The organism is Acinetobacter sp. WCHA29, from assembly GCF_002165335.1.
Lineage (GTDB): Bacteria > Pseudomonadota > Gammaproteobacteria > Pseudomonadales > Moraxellaceae > Acinetobacter.
The window spans coordinates 20,909-38,270 of record NZ_NHRQ01000008.1; the positions used below are offsets into that span (position 1 = coordinate 20,909).

General features: G+C 39.6%; 14 protein-coding genes. 7 read left to right on the top strand and 7 right to left on the bottom strand.

Going from position 1 to position 17,362, the window contains the following annotated elements; genetic code table 11:
• Positions 1 to 15 precede the first annotated feature (15 nt).
• From CDG59_RS07565 to baeS, 3 genes are all read right to left on the bottom strand, one after another.
• Positions 16 to 1,431, bottom strand: coding sequence for a hypothetical protein (locus CDG59_RS07565; RefSeq protein ID WP_087544589.1), 1,416 nt, complete (start codon positions 1,429 to 1,431; stop codon positions 16 to 18).
• Between the two features lie 159 nt (positions 1,432 to 1,590).
• The gene (locus CDG59_RS07570) at positions 1,591 to 2,277 is read right to left on the bottom strand and encodes a response regulator (protein ID WP_004664800.1); all 687 of its coding nucleotides are present in this window, start codon (positions 2,275 to 2,277) and stop codon (positions 1,591 to 1,593) included.
• A gap of 46 nt (positions 2,278 to 2,323) precedes the next feature.
• A complete protein-coding gene (gene baeS, locus CDG59_RS07575) occupies positions 2,324 to 3,994 on the bottom strand; it encodes a sensor histidine kinase efflux regulator BaeS (protein WP_087544590.1) in 1,671 nt (556 codons plus the stop codon).
• A 131-nt stretch (positions 3,995 to 4,125) separates the two neighbouring features.
• On the opposite strand from baeS, the gene CDG59_RS07580 reads away from it, so the two are divergent.
• The 4 genes from CDG59_RS07580 to CDG59_RS07595 all read left to right on the top strand — a co-directional run bounded on the left by CDG59_RS07580 (position 4,126) and on the right by CDG59_RS07595 (position 9,175).
• Entirely contained in the window at positions 4,126 to 4,479 is a 354-nt protein-coding gene (locus tag CDG59_RS07580) for a heavy-metal resistance (protein ID WP_087544592.1), read from the top strand.
• A gap of 330 nt (positions 4,480 to 4,809) precedes the next feature.
• Complete coding sequence (locus CDG59_RS07585) at positions 4,810 to 6,612, top strand: acyl-CoA dehydrogenase C-terminal domain-containing protein (RefSeq protein ID WP_087544593.1); 1,803 nt, start codon at positions 4,810 to 4,812, stop codon at positions 6,610 to 6,612.
• A 161-nt stretch (positions 6,613 to 6,773) separates the two neighbouring features.
• On the top strand, positions 6,774 to 8,555 hold the full coding sequence (locus tag CDG59_RS07590; protein WP_087544594.1) for an acyl-CoA dehydrogenase C-terminal domain-containing protein: 1,782 nt from the start codon (positions 6,774 to 6,776) through the stop codon (positions 8,553 to 8,555).
• Between the two features lie 122 nt (positions 8,556 to 8,677).
• Complete coding sequence (locus CDG59_RS07595; RefSeq protein WP_005162200.1) at positions 8,678 to 9,175, top strand: phosphate-starvation-inducible protein PsiE; 498 nt, start codon at positions 8,678 to 8,680, stop codon at positions 9,173 to 9,175.
• Between the two features lie 41 nt (positions 9,176 to 9,216).
• On the opposite strand, the gene CDG59_RS07600 is transcribed toward CDG59_RS07595, so the two are convergent.
• Positions 9,217 to 9,579, bottom strand: coding sequence for an RcnB family protein (locus tag CDG59_RS07600; RefSeq protein ID WP_087544596.1), 363 nt, complete (start codon positions 9,577 to 9,579; stop codon positions 9,217 to 9,219).
• A 150-nt stretch (positions 9,580 to 9,729) separates the two neighbouring features.
• Entirely contained in the window at positions 9,730 to 10,221 is a 492-nt protein-coding gene (locus tag CDG59_RS07605; RefSeq protein WP_087544597.1) for an RcnB family protein, read from the bottom strand.
• 180 nt (positions 10,222 to 10,401) lie between these two features.
• On the opposite strand from CDG59_RS07605, the gene CDG59_RS07610 reads away from it, so the two are divergent.
• Complete coding sequence (locus CDG59_RS07610; protein WP_087544668.1) at positions 10,402 to 10,842, top strand: hypothetical protein; 441 nt, start codon at positions 10,402 to 10,404, stop codon at positions 10,840 to 10,842.
• Positions 10,843 to 10,868: 26 nt separating this feature from the next.
• On the opposite strand, the gene CDG59_RS07615 is transcribed toward CDG59_RS07610, so the two are convergent.
• Both CDG59_RS07615 and znuD read right to left on the bottom strand, forming a co-directional pair.
• Positions 10,869 to 12,332 (bottom strand): phospholipase D family protein, encoded by a 1,464-nt coding sequence (locus CDG59_RS07615; protein WP_171295010.1) that lies wholly within the window; start codon positions 12,330 to 12,332, stop codon positions 10,869 to 10,871.
• 79 nt (positions 12,333 to 12,411) lie between these two features.
• Positions 12,412 to 14,463: a zinc piracy TonB-dependent receptor ZnuD gene (gene znuD, locus CDG59_RS07620; protein ID WP_087544599.1), complete on the bottom strand. Its 2,052-nt coding sequence runs from the start codon at positions 14,461 to 14,463 to the stop codon at positions 12,412 to 12,414.
• Positions 14,464 to 14,598: 135 nt separating this feature from the next.
• Here znuD and CDG59_RS07625 point away from each other — a divergent pair, with 135 nt between their 5' ends.
• Together CDG59_RS07625 and aspS are read left to right on the top strand one after the other, a co-directional pair.
• Positions 14,599 to 15,372 (top strand): DUF4184 family protein, encoded by a 774-nt coding sequence (locus tag CDG59_RS07625; RefSeq protein ID WP_087544600.1) that lies wholly within the window; start codon positions 14,599 to 14,601, stop codon positions 15,370 to 15,372.
• Positions 15,373 to 15,512: 140 nt separating this feature from the next.
• The gene (aspS, locus tag CDG59_RS07630) at positions 15,513 to 17,294 is read left to right on the top strand and encodes an aspartate--tRNA ligase (RefSeq protein ID WP_005162225.1); all 1,782 of its coding nucleotides are present in this window, start codon (positions 15,513 to 15,515) and stop codon (positions 17,292 to 17,294) included.
• Positions 17,295 to 17,362: the final 68 nt, after the last annotated feature.

Below are 17,362 nucleotides of genomic sequence, written 5' to 3' on the forward strand. Positions count from 1 at the left end.
CTCTCCTTTTCATGATTATGGTGCAATCGCTTTAACAGTATTATCTATGAATTTTGCAGAATATACGTTATTTGAGACTTTACTTACTGTAGCGTATGAGGTGTTACCCACTTTGATCTGTGCTGACGTAAACTTGTCAAGATCAGCAATTTCAACATAAGCACCATTGGCATGAGACAGTTTTGCCCATACAGTTGGCTCATGCGCCGCATTAGGATCATTACCAATCAAATTATCTGTTTTAAAGTCAGCCGTAAGCGCATCTTTATCTACAGCAACCTTAATCGTTGCTGTACCTTTTTGATACTCATTACGTTTAGCAGTTAAATCAACACTAAATGGTTTAATACTTGTGCCACCACCCTTGACATTACCACTGAGTTTCACATTAAGGTCCGCATTGATAAATGCTGCAGCAGATTCACCATTAGTCACATCAATCTGTTTTGACAAATCATTGTTTAATTTAATGCTTGCATCTAAGTTCAGGTTCTCAGTTCCAGCAACAGCCTTACCTTTTAAGTTCAGTTCAGTAGGAATAATTTCTGTGGATGTACTTAAACCATCTTTAAATTGAACTTGCGTCGCCTTACTTGAAAACTCAGTTAAACTCAACTCTGCGCCTGTACCTACAGCAGTCAATACAACATTCGAAAACTTAAATTGCGCAGTATTAGGAAGTTGATCACTAGAACGATCACCCAATTTTGCTGGATTGTTATAAACAACCTGAGCAGTACTATTACTATTTACTGCCAAAATTGCTTCTTTTTCATTCACAACATTCTTAGTGGCAATTTTTCCACCAGCAACCAATTTAAAATCGTAAGTTGATTGAGATGCAGAGAATGGTGCTTCTAATTTCAAATTGGTTACAGTCACTTTGGCTTCATCACCAAAAACGTCATGACCTGTCTGAGTTTTAGAGTCCCAAACATAATCTGTCCAATATTTAGCTGTAACTTCACCTGTTACAGTCACTGAATTCGGTGTCACACTGACTTTAAGGGTATTATTACTCAACTGATAATCAGGATAGTAATATTCCCCATACGTTGAATCTTCTTTCAATAATGCTTCTAATTGAGCCGCATTATATTCACGAGTTGAATTCTGCGCATCTTGTTGTGCCAATGAAGCTAAAGTCAAAATCAAGCTACTAGCATTACCGATATCACTACCAGCATCACTAATTGCATCAAATGTTGGCTGGTATTGTGATTGCAATCCATCAAAACTATCAAAATAACTAATAATCGTATTTGTTGTATCTACCAATTGCTTTGCCTTATCCAGATCTGATGCTGGAATAGCTGGAATAGCTGGATTTTCAGGATTATTAGGACCATTATTTGATGATGAATCACCGCCTCCACCACAAGCAGTTAAAATGGCTGAACAAGCTAAAACTAACAATGTTTTTTTAAACATTTGACACCCCTTTTATAATAAAATTATTATCTAAATTTTTAAATTTAGGACTTAATAAAAGTCATATATTGACTTTGAACAAATAATAGCTACTTATAATTATAATGACAATTTATTATTTAATAAAAAGCCCTTTATTTACAAAAGGGCTTTTATATTTTACTCATCAGGATATTCAAAACGATAACCTACACCATAAACCGCTTGAATCCATTCATGACGATTACCCGTTTCAGCAGCTTCAGTAATTTTACGACGAAGATTTTTAATATGACTGTCAATTACACGATCTGCCACATCAAAGCTATCTGGATTAATATGATCTAATAATTGCGCACGTGAATAGACTTGACCGAGATGCTCCAAGAATAATTCTAATAAGCGGAATTCAGTTGGCGTTAAAGTTAGGGCTTTTTGTTGATACCAGATACGTTGCTGTGCTTTATCGATACGAAATAAATCATTTTGATCAGGTTCTGCCTTACGCTCTAAACGACGTAAAACAGCTTGTACACGTGCAACCAACTCTTTCGGACTAAATGGTTTACAAATATAGTCATCTGCCCCCATATTTAAGCCTAAAACACGATCAATTTCTTCAGTACGCGCAGTTACCATAATAATCGGTAAATCAGATTGTTCACGTACTTTACGGCAAATGGTTAAACCATCCATACGAGGAACCATCAAGTCTAAAATCATGAGACTAGGTTTACGTTGTTGAAACTGGGTATAAGCATCCTGACCATCATGAAACATACTGACTTCAAAACCAGCCGCCTCTAAATAATCACGAACCAACTGCGCTAGTTCAACTTCATCTTCAACCAACATAATATGCTTCATGGTTTTCATCCTATCCATCGTCCTCAAGCAAAGAGGATCAAAAAAGTTATTTAATTAATTTTGGGAAAGTCAGCACACAACGCAATCCACCTAAAGGTGAATGATTAAAAGTAAGTGAACCACCTAAAGCCTGCGCAAGCTTACAAGACAAAGCCAAACCTAAACCCGTTCCGCCAGTGCTACGTGTGCGTGAATCATCCACACGATAGAAACGCTCGCCTAAACGCGCCAACTGCTCATCACTTACCCCAAATGGGCTATCATCCACATACAATATCCATTCATGCTCATTTTGTTGAGTATGAATCTGTATTTTTCCACCTTGTTCTGTGTAACGTACACAATTTCCAAGCAAGTTAACAATGATCTGTTTAAAACGATCTCGATCTAAAGATAGGCTTATTCCTTCGCCTGAGAGTGAAACATCAAACTGCTTTTGTTCAAATGTAGGTTTAAAATTCTCAACTTCTTGCAGTACGACATCCCATGGATTGACTTCAGCAAAATAGCATTTCAACTGCTGCGCATCTGCCTGCGCCAAATCAGACAAATCTTGTGTTAGCTTCTTTAAACTACTCACTTGACGCATCATTGCATCAAGATGCTCGGGTGTTGCTTTACGAATTCCATCCTGCATCGCTTCAATCTGTGCTTGTAACACAGCCAAAGGCGTTTTTAATTCGTGAGAAGTATCTGCGACCCATTGACGGCGAGACTCTTCATGCTGATGCAAAATATCAGCCAAATGATTCAGTTGATTCGATAAATCTCCCAATTCATCATTTCGCTTAATCACAACCTGATGTTGGTAATTTCCACGCGTTAATTCCAACGTCGCATTGAGCAAACGTTGAATTGGCTTTTTAAAATAAGTTGCCATCAATAATGCCGCCACCAGACTAGAAAGCACGGTTAAGGCATAAACTAAAAGCAAATAACGCTTTTGATTACTAAAGAAATTGATACTTGATGCATCATCTTGATCCAATACGGGTTTTAAGCCGAGATAACCCACAACTTTTTGATCGACCAGAATTGGACGGTAGGCTATTTGATCAGTTGCAGGTTCACCCACAATAAATTGGTGTTTTTCATCATATAAAGACAGTCTTGAACTTAAACCTAAACGATCTGGAATTGATACAAAACGCTTTTTAACGTGTTCAGATGATGAACTAGATTTGGTCTCTTGCTTGTCATCTTTCGCATCTTTCTTTAACCGAAATTGGCTCGGACTCAAAGGAAAACGTAAGCCTTCAAAGGGTTGATATTCTGAGGGTAAATTTTGTTTAAGAATCTTTAATTCTTCATCGTTAAAAATCTGACGATTTTTTATTTCGGTGTTGTTTTGAGCTAAAGTGGGGGAAAGCGTTAATAAGGTATGGTCATTAAAATAACGTTGTTGTAAGGCAATATCATACTGACGGCGCAACCACCACTGAGACAAGCGATCATAATCATCAGGTGCTGCGTTCCCTTCAATTTGTAAAATCTGCGCCTGAATGGCATTCCCCCAGTCATGATAAACCGTATAAACATTACCTAGATTCGCAATCAAACGATCTAGTTTTTGCATTTCCACATCAGCAACATAACGTGCGAAGTTCTTTTGCATGGTCCAATGCAATACCCCTAAACTGATTGTTGCAATCACTAAGGTAGTCAGTAATAGCGTTAAAAATAAACGTATGGCTAAAGGCATGCGACGAACATTCAAAAGCGAAATCTCAATAGTGTTCTATTTATGGATTGTAACCAACATGGTTCAAAAAAACTCTCCATTCTTTCTTCATCTTTATTATCTAATCTTTAACAATCGAATCTTAACTGACTAAGCAGGATAAAATAATGAACAAGACAAAAATCGTATTAATGACAACTCTTCTCGGTTCTGTTTTAGGTTTGGCTGCCTGCCAAGTAACACCTTCAGAACAAGCAATGAATCATGACCGCCATCGCCACGAAATGCAACGTCAACCGCTAACTCCTGAACAACGTGCAGAATGGCAAGCTAAACGCGAACAACGTGAAGAACGACGAGAACAAATGCGTGAAGAACATCGACTACAGAGAGTACAGATCGAGAAAGCCTGTCAGGGTAAACGCATCGGTGAGCGTGTGAATGTTCAGTGGAATAATCGTGTAATTGAAGGTACTTGTGACGTTCGCTTTACGCCTGAGAAATCGCAATTCAAACGTTAAACCTATCTAAGAACATAATATTATTTCGTTATCAAGGCGTCTCAAGCGCCTTTTAATTTATTTGCAGAGCCAATTATTTTTAATTACACAGCTGCTTACGATTTTTTGCATATTATTACGAGCGAATTCAACGCAAACTGCCTACAATCAATACGCTTTAAAATAATTTAAGCATTATCTTTGACTTTACAGTCACTAAGAAATGCCCTGTTAAAGCTTGTACCGAACGATGACTTGCTGCACGATTAGCGGTACAAAATGCTGCCATTAGGCACATTTATCATTGACTAAGATTATAACTCTGGTTTAACCAGTATTGAGGAAAATGCTATGCCACAATACAAAGCACCCTTACGTGATATGCAGTTCGTATTGCACGAATTATTAAATGCTGAAGCACATTACGCAAAACTTCCTGCATTTCAAGGCACCGTAAGCCGCGAATTGGTTGATCAATATTTAGAAGCAGCAGCTGATTTCTGTGAGAATGAACTTTCTCCTATCAACCAATCAGGCGATCGTGAAGGTTGTACTTGGAATGATGGTGTTGTTACAACACCTACAGGCTTTAAAGAAGCGTATCAAAAATATATCGAACTTGGTTTCCCATCTCTTTCTGCTGATGAAGAATTTGGCGGTCAAGCATTACCAAACTCTCTAGGAATCACAATTTCTGAGATGGTTGGTACAGCAAACTGGTCTTGGGGTATGTACCCAGGTCTTTCTCATGGTGCTGTTCGTACAATTGAACACCATGGTTCTGATGAACAAAAAGCGACGTATATGCCAAAGCTTGTATCAGGTGTTTGGACAGGTACAATGTGCTTAACTGAATCTCATGCAGGTTCAGACTTAGGTATTACCCGAACCAAAGCTGAACCAAATGATGATGGTAGCTATGCAATTTCTGGCGAGAAAATCTTTATCTCTGCTGGTGAACATGACATGGCTGAAAACATCATCCATATCGTACTTGCTCGTTTACCTGGCGCACCTAAAGGCACTAAAGGTATTTCGCTGTTCATCGTACCGAAATTTAATGTAAATGCAGATGGCTCTATCGGCGAGCGCAATACTGTTCGCTGCGGTTCAATCGAACACAAAATGGGTATCCATGGTAACGCAACTTGTGTGATCAACTTTGATAAAGCAAAAGGTTACTTGATCGGACCAGAAAACCGCGGCCTGAACTGCATGTTCACATTCATGAACACTGCACGTATTGGTACAGCCGTTCAAGGTCTTGCTGCATCTGAAGGTTCTTTCCAAGGTGCTTTAGCATATGCGAAAGATCGTTTAGCAATGCGTGCACTTTCAGGTCCTAAAGCACCTGAAAAAGAAGCAGATCCAATTATTGTTCACCCTGCTGTTCGTAATATGCTTTTAACTCAAAAAGCATTTGCTGAAGGTGGTCGTGCACTTGTTTACTTATTGGCTCAGTATGCAGATATCGTTGAAAAAGGCGAAACTGAAGAAGAGCGTAAGTTTGCTGACAACATCTTATCTTTGTTAACTCCAATTGCTAAAGCATTCTTAACTGAAACTGGTTATGAATCTGCAAACCACGGTGTGCAAGTATTTGGTGGTCACGGATTTATTTCTGAGCACGGTATGGAGCAAATCGTACGTGATACACGTATTGCTTGCTTATACGAAGGAACAACTGAAATTCAAGCACTTGATCTTTTAGGTCGTAAAGTATTGCAAACTCAAGGTGCAATGTTGAAAGACTTCACCAAGATCATCCATAAATTTGTTGAAGCAAACAAAGACAATGCTGCAATGCAAGAATTCATTGCGCCATTGGCTGCTGCAAACAAAGAATGGGGCGATATTACGATGCAAATCGGTATGCGTGCAATGCAAAACCCTGATGAAGTTGGCGCAGCTGCGGTTGACTACATGTACTTCTCTGGTTATGTCACACTTGCTTACCTATGGGCACGTATGGCACTTGTTGCTCAGGAGAAACTGGCTGAAGGCTCAACTGATGTTGACTTCTACAATGCGAAAGTAGCGACTGCTCGCTTCTACTTCAAGAAGATCTTGCCACGTGTTCGCTCGCATGTAGATGTACTTTCAACTGGTGTTGCGCCATTGTTTGAACTTGATGCGGAACACTTTGCGTTCTAATCATAGATTAGAGTGAGATGCAACGTTCATCACAAAAAAAGGACTGGTCAGTTTTGACCGTCCTTTTTTTGTTTAATCAATGCTAAATTTAAACTATTCAATTTGTTTGTTCGTTTTATTTAATCACTTTGCACATAACCTGTGCGTAAAAAGGAACGATTATGCCAATTTACAATGCACCTTTAGCAGACATGAAATTCATCTTAAATGATGTATTTAAAGCAGAACAATTTTGGCAGTCTAATGAGAATCTTGCTCATGTAGATGCTGCAACTGCTGAAGCAATTTTAGAAGAAATGGCTAAATTTGCTCAAAACGTAACTCACCCACTTAACCGTACTGGTGATGAAGAAGGTGCACGTTGGGTTAACGGTGAAGTATTCACACCAGCCGGCTTTAAAGAAGCATTCCGTCAATACGCTGAAGGTGGTTGGATCGGCTTAGGCGCTGATGAGGAATGGGGCGGTCAGGCAATGCCAAAAATGCTGACTGTTCTTGCTGATGAGATGCTATTCGCAACCAATCCATCATTCTTGCTCTACCCGCTTCTTTCTGTGGGTGCAGGTATGGCATTAAACAGCTATGCATCTCAAGAGCAAAAAGAAACTTATTTACCTAAAATCTACTCTGGCGAATGGTCAGGTACGATGTGCTTAACTGAACCGCATGCAGGTACAGATTTAGGAATTATTAAAACCAAAGCTGAACGCAACGAAGATGGTACTTATAACATTACAGGTACTAAGATCTTCATCACAGGTGGTGATCACGATCTCGCTGAAAACATCATTCACTTAGTTCTTGCAAAAACACCTGATGCACCTGCGGGTTCACGTGGTATTTCTTTATTCATCGTACCGAAATACATTGTAAATGCAGATGGTTCTTTAGGTGAGCGTAACCCTGTTGCTCCTGGCTCAATCGAACATAAAATGGGGATCAAGGCATCTGCAACTTGCGTGATGAATTTTGATGCTGCAAAAGGTTATCTCGTTGGTAAAGAAAACGAAGGTCTTGCAGCAATGTTCGTGATGATGAACTATGAACGTTTATCAATGGGTATCCAAGGTCTTGGTGCTTCTGAATTTGCTTACCAAAATGCAGCTCAATATGCGACTGATCGTTTACAAGGTCGTAGTGCTTCTGGTGTTAAATCTCCAAATAAACCTGCGGATAGCATCTTAGTTCACGGTGATGTTCGTCGTATGTTGTTGAATGTACGTGCAAATAATGAAGCATCTCGTGCATTTGCAGTATATGTAGGTCAACAGCTTGATATCACTAAATTCTCTACTGATGCAGAAGCAGTGAAGAAAGCCAATGACCGTGTTGCGCTGTTAACACCAATTGCAAAAGCTTACCTCACAGATACTGCATTCCAAGCAACTTTAGATGCACAAATGGTATTTGGTGGTCATGGTTTTATCCGTGAATGGGGTATGGAACAATGTATCCGTGATCTTCGTATTTCTCAAATTTACGAAGGCACCAACGGCGTTCAATCTCAAGACTTAATTGGTCGTAAAACCATTAAGTGTGGCGGTGCGTTTATTGCTGAATATATTGCTGAGATCCGTGATTTTGCCAATTCATTAGACACTGACTTAAACTTCATTAAAGATGCAACTTTAGATGCTGCAACTGAAATTGAAGCAATCACTCAATTCATCATTGAGCAAGCTGCTGAAAATGTAGACTTCCCGAATGCTGCTGCAGTAGATTACTTAAGCGCAGTTGGTCTACTTAGCTTTGCTTATATGTTTGCTAAGATTGCTGCTGCTGCAAAAGATAAGTCTGGTGATTTCTACCAAAACAAACTTGCTTTGGCACAGTACTTTGTTGACCGTATTTTGCCAGAACTTGATTCTCGCCTTGCGAAGATCAAAGCAGGTTCTGACTTAATCATGAACTTCAGCGAAGATTACTTCACAAACCAAGCTTAATTCTAGTTCGGTTTTAAAAACTGCCTAAATCATTTGGTTTAGGCAGTTTTTTTATGGCTATAATAAAATCAGCATAAAAATTGCATCCATTTTCATGATCATGTTGAGTACATTAAATTTCCATGTCTAGTTCTAAAGAGAAACTTGAAGACCTGCAACGTCTATTCGACCGTTTAGGTCACTATGCAGTTGAAGCATTTCATTATCTGGCGCTGTTTATTATCGGCTGTATGATCGCATGGTCAGCCGTGCACACGGTGATTGAAATTTTGACCGTTAAGCAATACGCAAGCATTGACGATATTCTGCTGTTATTTATCTATCTTGAACTGGGCGCGATGGTTGGGATTTATTTCAAGACCAATCACATGCCCGTGCGCTTTTTGATTTATGTGGCAATCACTGCACTTACTCGCCTCTTGATTGCAGATATTCAACATAATCATAAAGCCTCAATGGATCAGGTGATTATTACGGGTTCTATTTTAATCCTCGCCCTAGCCATTTTAGTGGTGCGTTTTGCTTCGTGGAACTATCCATCGGTGATTCGTGGTAAAGATCATGAACAACAACTTCCTGCAAATAAGACACCACGACCACAAGATGACGAACTTGCATAAATAAAAAAAGCAGGCATTTCGCCTGCTTTTTCTTAGGTATTTTATGCAACTCGGAACACACGATATTTCGAATCAACCAATACATATTTGCCCTGTACCTGCATCCAGTGATAACCACGTGGTGGTTCATATAAACGGTGCATACGATAGTTGGAAATCATATATCGGTTGCTACGGAACTCTGAAGGTAAACGTTCACCACGTTTAAGATTTATGCGTTGACCATAGTGGTTACCACGATCACCATTTGACCAGCGGGCTTCACGATGATCATGGCGGTCATAGCGATGATCGTAATGATCTTTATGATCGTGATGATTGTTCCAACGATTGGAATCTGCCATCGCAGATGCAGAAACACCAAGCATTAAGGTTGATACAAGTAATATTGCTGTCTTTTTCATTGTTTGATCCTCTGTTTGACCTGAATCCAGATTAAGAAAAACTCAAGGAGAAACCATGAACAAATCCAGCGACATTGCAAAACTTTGTAATGAAAACCAAGAAATTATGGAGATTTCAATTTTGAATAAAATTCAAAAAAACATTTAAAATCAGCGAATAATTTCAATGGTGAAATTATCATCAGTCACCAAAAGATAACGACCATCGACCATGACCCAATGTCGACCGCGTGGCGGCTCACGCAAGGAATAATAATCCCAATCTCGAATCACATAGCGTTCACTACGGAACGCATCAGGCAGCTCATTCCCCACCACGAAAGACTCACGGCGATAACTGTGCTCATATTGTGTTTCTGGATAATATTCAATCCGAAGGCTTGGTCGATGGTTCGGGTAAGGGTGGTTATTATTTTGATAGGGCTGATAATAATAGCCTTTGGGTGGTGCAGTAGGGGTATAGCGCTGATTTGAAAAGGCAAATGAGTCTTGTGCAGGCTGCTGATAAGATGGCGAAGCCTGATGCGAGGAACGTCTTTCCACACCACTATAGCCACTCCAAGCATTATCTGCATAACTCATGATAGGGAGATAACCCAATATAGTCGCCAAGCCATAAATATAAATTTTAGATTGCTTCATGATTATCTCCTGTGAAATCAGAGTATCTTTCTATTTTAGAACAAAAATTAAGCATGACTGTTGTAATAATATTTTTTCAGATCTAATCAATCAATTCATCGATCAATCACATCTACGGATAGTTAAATAGAGATATGCTAAAATTATATTTTTGATTTTGAGACGACATTTGTGGCTGAAATGAATTTTGATCGCCTTTATCAATTCTTTTGTAAAGTTCCAAGTGTGCAAGAAGCTCGCATCGTTGCACATGGCACAGATGGTCAACATGCATGGTGGTTTAAATTTAATATTGATGTTACACATCCACTTGCATGGCAAACTGTTCAAGAGCTTGGGCATGTTCTGAACTACTTATCGACCAATGAGCGCTTACCCACTCAATTCTTCCCTGTCTCTCCTCCTCCTTATATGAATGGTGAAGCGAAAGACTTTTTAGCTTGGGTGATTCAATGTAATCATGCTGAGTTTAGTCCTGATGTAGTGTGTGACTGGCTGGAAGCACGACTTCCAACGCCTGTGGAAGATGAAAGCCAGTGGAAAATCAAAATGGATTTAAGTGAATTAGATCAATTGGCTGATAAGGACTTAGATCAATTGATTCCACCCAATCCGCAATAAAAAAAGAGGCTTAAAGCCTCTTTCTTTTAGAAAGTCGATAAGCCCGACCACTCCATAAAACGATAGAGCCAGTATTTGATTTTTGATTCATCAGTATATTTTGCATAATCAACCGTGATCTGACGACCATTCGCATTACTCCAAGCAGCATCAAAATACTGTCCCGCATCTTTAAAGACCTGTGCTTGTGCCGAACCTAAAACGCGCATGTCTGTCTCAAGATTATAGTTTTTAAGATTTCGTGCGGTGAAGTTCGCTGAACCTAGCATCAACTCAGCTTGCTGAGCGTTATATTTGAGTAGCATTTTACTATGGCATTGTTCACCATGGGTATCACACCAACGAATTGGAATGCCTACCGCATTCAGTTCTGAAGCCACTTGGCGATTTGGAATACCATTCTTTTGACGACCAAATGCATCTTTATTTGGATCAAGCATGATACGGATATTTACACCACGCTGTTTAGCCTGTTTTAATGCCTCAATAATATTTCGCTCAGACAGATAGAACATAGCCATGTCCAAATGCTCTTCACTTTTTGCAGATTGAATCATCTTCAACACCGCATCATAAATCGCTTTTTCAGTCAGTAGCTGCACCTGTGGCAAGCGCTTATCTTCCACCAGCCCACCCATAATCACAAAAGGGCTTGAACCTTGTGACATATTCGCGACAGTTTGCTCAGTTTGTAATACATCAATCGCGGTTGGGCCATCCACGACCAGTGCGACATTACTATGATGTGAACTTCCATCATGAGGATTCGCTGAGGTCACTAAACTCTTCCAACCTTCAGCCGTATCGACTACTAAGGTTTTACGATGATTGGCTTTAAAATTTAACAATTCTAAATAACTACGTAAGGTCACTTTATCCTTCCCAAAGGGATTACTTAACCAACCACCTTCTGGATTATTGCCTAAATTTTGACAACAGATATACCAAAAACCCGACCACAATGGATTTGAAGCACGCAAAGGTTTTAAATCCGTTTCTATCACATCTACGCCTGCTTGACGAAGCTGACGATAGTGTTGAGGCGTTATTCCACCATAAACCGAGTTAATTGGATCTGTAATCACAACGATTTGAATTGCGGGGTAAAGTTTACGTTTCAGAATTAACGCATCAGTGAGTTGTTGCATCAATGGAAATTGCTTTACCTTTGATTCACCAACTTCCTGATTAAATAGAAACATATCTAGCACGATCGTGGTTTGTGCTTGATCAATCAGTTGGAATACTTCTTTGAAAATATGCTGATCAACTTGTTGCTGACCTTGTATATCAATATAAGTTTGATCCGCTAAAAATTTCACATTGGCATGACGAAGTTGTCCCGTAAAATCCAGTCCTTTTGGGAGTGGTTTTACAGTGTGATAAATTGCCGAAGCAATATACCCAATCGCAAAAATACTCAATATGACTGCCATGTAACGTCGACCTGACCAGTTTAATTTTTGATGAATTCTTTGGAAGATGCGCATATAAACAGAAAAAGCCCTAGCCTAATGGACTAAGGCTAGAGCTTATACTTTGATTTTTCAATAAGATTTGAGTGATAAATTAGAAACTAAAGTTCACACCAACGCTAAAATTACGTCCAACTTGTGGAATGGTTGATAAGAATGATGCATGTTGATAAACCTGATCATCCAACAAGTTATTGGCATTCAGGAATACACGGTAATCACCGACATTGCCATAATTACCTGAATACGCCACACCCAAATTTAACATATTATAACTTTGTGTATCGGTTTCATAAGCCGCAATCTTGTCCTGCTGGAACACATGATAATACTCAGCCGAACCACTCCAGTGATCATCAAAGTCTGCATTCACTTTTGTACCTAAACGGCCCGCTGGTACACGTGGTGCATTTTCATTATCGATCTTGCCACGAACATAATCACCGAATGCACTGAGTTTATAAATTGAAGAGAGCTGATAACCCACTTCTGCTTCAGCACCGTAGAACTTGGCTTTATCTTGCGCATACTGAACCAAACGGAAATCTTTATAATGACCTAAAGTTTGGGCATAGATGTAGTCGTTAAACCAGTTATGGTAGACATGTACATGGTAATCGAACTTGTTATCATCGTAATGAAAACCAAGTTCGACATTATTTGACTGCTCTTTTTTAAGCTGATCATTTCCTAGTTCATAGGTATTGGTGGCGAAATGCCCACCATTGGCATATAACTCTTGTGCTAAAGGTAAACGTTCTTGATGCGAAGTAACAAACGAGAGTTTATAGTTTGGTGCAAACTCCCAATTGGCGGCACCAGAAACAGAAAAAGCCGAACCGTCAAAATCTTTTTTCGTTGCATCATCAATATTAATCTTTTGCTGTTCTGCACGAGCAGCTAATTCAACATGAACATCATTAAGTTGTGCATGTTCTAATGCGAACACACTCCATTTTTTAGTGGTATTTGGCGCTAAAAAGGCCTCTTCACCTGTAAGTTTTAATTTTTGTTGCCCATATTGTGTACCAATGACCCCTTCCCATGCACCCAGCGGGTTGTGTACCAACTCTAAACGTCCATCATAACCTTTATTTTTAAAACGAGTCGCGATGGTCTCTTCTTCGATCTCATCATGTTGATAATCTGTATAACTCGCTTGTGCGCGTAATTTTTTAAAGCCTGCAAATGGATCATCCAGTTCGGTACGCACGTCATAACGCTCTGATTTTAAGTCAATCCAAGGGCCTGCATCGTGTGTATGTTCTTCATGGTCATGATCATGATCATCAGTTGGGCCGTGATCACCACAATGTAAACTCAGACCATGTAAATGGCAGCTTTCATATTCATGGCTATGTCCTGGCAAGCCGTATTGATCCTGACGATTGCTATATGAAATACCCGTAAAGCCACGATCATAAATCCACGATAGACCCACATTTATAGTTTGCCCTTTGGCAAAAGTATTATCGACTCGGCGTTCTTTTTCGCCTTCATGGAAATAATCAGGTGCAATATAATCATTGGCTTCACGTTTGAGACCTTCAAGACGTAATGCAACTTGATCACCTAAACCCAGCGTTACACCTGCACTTGCCAGCTTTTCATCACTACCCGTGTTATAACGGAGTCCAACATTCCCCTCATAACCATTTTCTGGCATCTGTGTCGGAATTTTGCTGTCTGTGACATTGACCAAACCACCTACAGTACCAGCACCGTACAGTAAAGTAGATGGTCCTTGAATAACTTCTATTTTCTTTGCTAATAATGGATCAACCGTGACCGCATGGTCAGGCGATAAGATTGAAACATCAATATTTTCAGAGGCATGCTGCAACACTTTGACTCGAGCACCATCTTGTCCGCGAATCACTGGACGACTTGAACCTGCGCCAAACTGATTGGTATGTATACCCATCTCACCAGCTAAAGCATCACCTAATGTTACACTTTTTCCAGTTAACTCTTTTTGCTCAACCACATGATCTGCGACAGCAAAATCGGCCGCATTTCGCTCTAAAGGGTGCGCTTTAATTTCAATCGTAGCAAGTTGTTGAACCTTTGCTTCCTCTTCAGCAAAGGAGGTACTACTGGCTATTGCTAAAATAGATAAAGTCAAAATATTTTTAGAAAATGACATGCCGTGTCTCAGATCAGCTTAAATATATTTTGTTATATTATAACATTTCATTTATTTTGCAATAAAAAACATAACCACAAAAAACATTTGCTACACTGCTGATCCATTATTCAATGTTTATAACACTCCAAGAATATGCCATTTACTCTTTCTCACGCTGTTCTTGCACCACCTCTATCAAAATTGAGTAAAGGTCATTTGCCTGTCGCAGCGCTTGCAATCGGCTGTATGACCCCAGACCTGCATCGTTTATTTACTCAAGAAACAATTGCATTAACACATCAGTGGTCTGGCATATTATTTCCCAATCTTCCGATTGGATTATTCTTTTGTCTCTTGTGGTATCTCATTTATCGCCCTGTCAGTTATCGCTTTCTGGGTATAAAAGACCCAATAAAGCTCAGCAATTTTGATGATGCAGTGGGCTTTATTCTTATGAATTGCTTTGCGATTATTCTGGGTACAGCGACACATTTAATCTGGGATGGATTAACCCATCTAGACTTTCGAACCTTTGCTTTTAAGGATTTACTCGCACAAGATATTTCTCTCTTTGGTTTGCATTATCCATTACATTTTATTTTGCAGATTGGTTCATCCATCTTAGCCTTACCTTTTATCTTTTGGATGTGCAAAAGCTATTACATGAAATATAAACTAGCTCAACCTGTACCGATTAAGATCAAAGGATTTATGACAACAAACTTAATCATTTCAACGGTTACGGGATTGTTGTCGATTTGGGACTATAGTCGTCATATTTCATCAGAACTCTGGTACACCGAACGATATTTTTTTATTGGTAAATCAATTAACGAATTTACTCAAACAGCACTTTGTGTTTTTACAGCAGCATGTCTGTTGCTACTATTATTTGATCAAAAAGGTCAAACAAGATCATTTTTTTAAAAAAGCGTCGCTTTAAAATTCTGTTGAAATGATTAAGACTTGAGACAATATGTTCAACAAGGCATAATCTCCCCTTCATTGGTGATGCGCTGTTTACGCATTCACCTTCTAGCCAATATAGTTTGGATAAATAATTCAATATGATGCGCACTCATTACTGTGGCTCTTTAACTGAAGCCCAAATCGATCAAACAGTGACTTTATGCGGATGGGTTCATCGTCGCCGTGACCATGGTGGTGTAATTTTCCTTGATATGCGTGACCGTGATGGTTTAGTTCAAGTCGTCATTGATCCTGATACACCAGAAGCTTTCTCAACTGCGGATAAAGCACGCTCTGAATTTGTGTTAAAAATTACAGGTCGTGTACGTCGTCGCTATGAAGGTACTGAAAATGCCAACATGGTGAGTGGTCAAATCGAAGTTTTAGCAAAAGAAATCGAAGTTTTAGCTGCTTCTGAAACACCTCCATTCCCATTGAATGACGAAAACACCAATATTTCTGAAGAAATTCGTTTGAAATACCGTTTCTTGGACATTCGTCGTCCAGAAATGTTAGATCGCTTACGCTTCCGTTCTAAAGTTACAAACTTGATTCGTAACTACTTTGAAGATCACGGTTTCCTCGATGTTGAAACACCGATCTTGACTCGTGCAACTCCTGAGGGCGCACGTGACTATTTAGTCCCAAGTCGTGTTTCAAATGGTAGCTTCTATGCACTTCCACAATCACCACAATTGTTCAAACAGTTGTTGATGGTCGGTGGTATCGATCGTTATTACCAAATCGCTAAATGTTTCCGTGACGAAGATCTACGTGCAGATCGTCAGCCTGAATTTACCCAAATCGACGTTGAAACATCGTTCATGAGTGACGATGACATCATGGATTTAATGGAAGGCTTAACAGTTAAAATGTTCAACGAATTATTGAATGTAAAATTCGATAAATTTGAACGTATGACTTACGCTGACGCAATGCGTGATTATGCATCTGACAAACCAGATATGCGTATTCCATTGAAATTAGTTGACGTTGCAGACTTGATGCAAGACGTTGAATTCAAAGTTTTCGCAGGTCCTGCAAAAGATCCTAAAGGTCGTATTGTCGCTTTACGTGTACCAGGTGCTGGTTCATTACCACGTAGTGCGATTGATGAATACACCAAATTCGTAGGCATCTACGGTGCTAAAGGCTTGGCTTACATCAAAGTCAATGAACTTGAAAAAGGCATCGAAGGTCTTCAATCTCCAATCGTTAAATTCATCGAGCCAATCGTACTCGATTTATTAAAACGTGTTGGTGCTGAAAATGGCGACATCGTATTCTTTGGTGCGGATAAAGCAAAAGTTGTAAATGATGCGATGGGTGCACTTCGTGTGAAAATCGGTCATGACTTGAATCTTTCAACTTGCGAGTGGGCACCACTTTGGGTTGTTGATTTCCCAATGTTCGAAGAAACTGATGATGGCAAATGGACTTCTGTGCATCACCCATTCACACTACCAAAATCAAGTGTTGAAGAAGTGAAGAGCAATCCTGGTGCAGCGTTGTCTGTTGCATACGATATGGTACTCAATGGTACTGAGATCGGTGGTGGATCACTGCGTATTTATACCTTAGAGATGCAGAAAGCGATTTTTGAAGCGTTAGGTATTGGTGAAGAAGAGGCAGAAGAAAAATTCAGCTTCTTATTGAATGCATTACGTTATGGTGCGCCTCCACACGGTGGTTTGGCATTTGGTCTTGACCGCTTGATCATGCTCATGACAGGTGCTTCTTCTATTCGTGATGTGATTGCATTCCCGAAAACGAAGACTGCTGAATGTCCATTAACTCAAGCACCAGCGCCTGTTGAAGCGAATCAATTGCGTGACTTGGGTATTCGTTTACGTGAAAAAGCAAAAGCTGAAGAAAAATAATCTGTAGATTTATGGATTAAATAAAAACCCTGTCTCGTACAGGGTTTTTTATGTCTATCCGATCCCCT

Bases quoted from the DNA above. Each gene is read 5' to 3' on its own strand.
- CDG59_RS07590 (WP_087544594.1), top strand. From the start codon at position 6,774: ATGCCAATTTACAATGCACCTTTAGCAGACATGAAATTCATCTTAAAT.
- CDG59_RS07605 (WP_087544597.1), bottom strand. From the start codon at position 10,221: ATGAAGCAATCTAAAATTTATATTTATGGCTTGGCGACTATATTGGGT.
- CDG59_RS07610 (WP_087544668.1), top strand. From the start codon at position 10,402: ATGAATTTTGATCGCCTTTATCAATTCTTTTGTAAAGTTCCAAGTGTG.
- znuD (WP_087544599.1), bottom strand. From the start codon at position 14,463: ATGTCATTTTCTAAAAATATTTTGACTTTATCTATTTTAGCAATAGCC.
- CDG59_RS07570 (WP_004664800.1), bottom strand. From the start codon at position 2,277: ATGAAGCATATTATGTTGGTTGAAGATGAAGTTGAACTAGCGCAGTTG.
- aspS (WP_005162225.1), top strand. From the start codon at position 15,513: ATGATGCGCACTCATTACTGTGGCTCTTTAACTGAAGCCCAAATCGAT.
- CDG59_RS07615 (WP_171295010.1), bottom strand. From the start codon at position 12,332: ATGCGCATCTTCCAAAGAATTCATCAAAAATTAAACTGGTCAGGTCGA.
- CDG59_RS07595 (WP_005162200.1), top strand. From the start codon at position 8,678: ATGTCTAGTTCTAAAGAGAAACTTGAAGACCTGCAACGTCTATTCGAC.
- CDG59_RS07625 (WP_087544600.1), top strand. From the start codon at position 14,599: ATGCCATTTACTCTTTCTCACGCTGTTCTTGCACCACCTCTATCAAAA.
- CDG59_RS07580 (WP_087544592.1), top strand. From the start codon at position 4,126: ATGAACAAGACAAAAATCGTATTAATGACAACTCTTCTCGGTTCTGTT.
- CDG59_RS07600 (WP_087544596.1), bottom strand. From the start codon at position 9,579: ATGAAAAAGACAGCAATATTACTTGTATCAACCTTAATGCTTGGTGTT.
- CDG59_RS07585 (WP_087544593.1), top strand. From the start codon at position 4,810: ATGCCACAATACAAAGCACCCTTACGTGATATGCAGTTCGTATTGCAC.
- CDG59_RS07565 (WP_087544589.1), bottom strand. From the start codon at position 1,431: ATGTTTAAAAAAACATTGTTAGTTTTAGCTTGTTCAGCCATTTTAACT.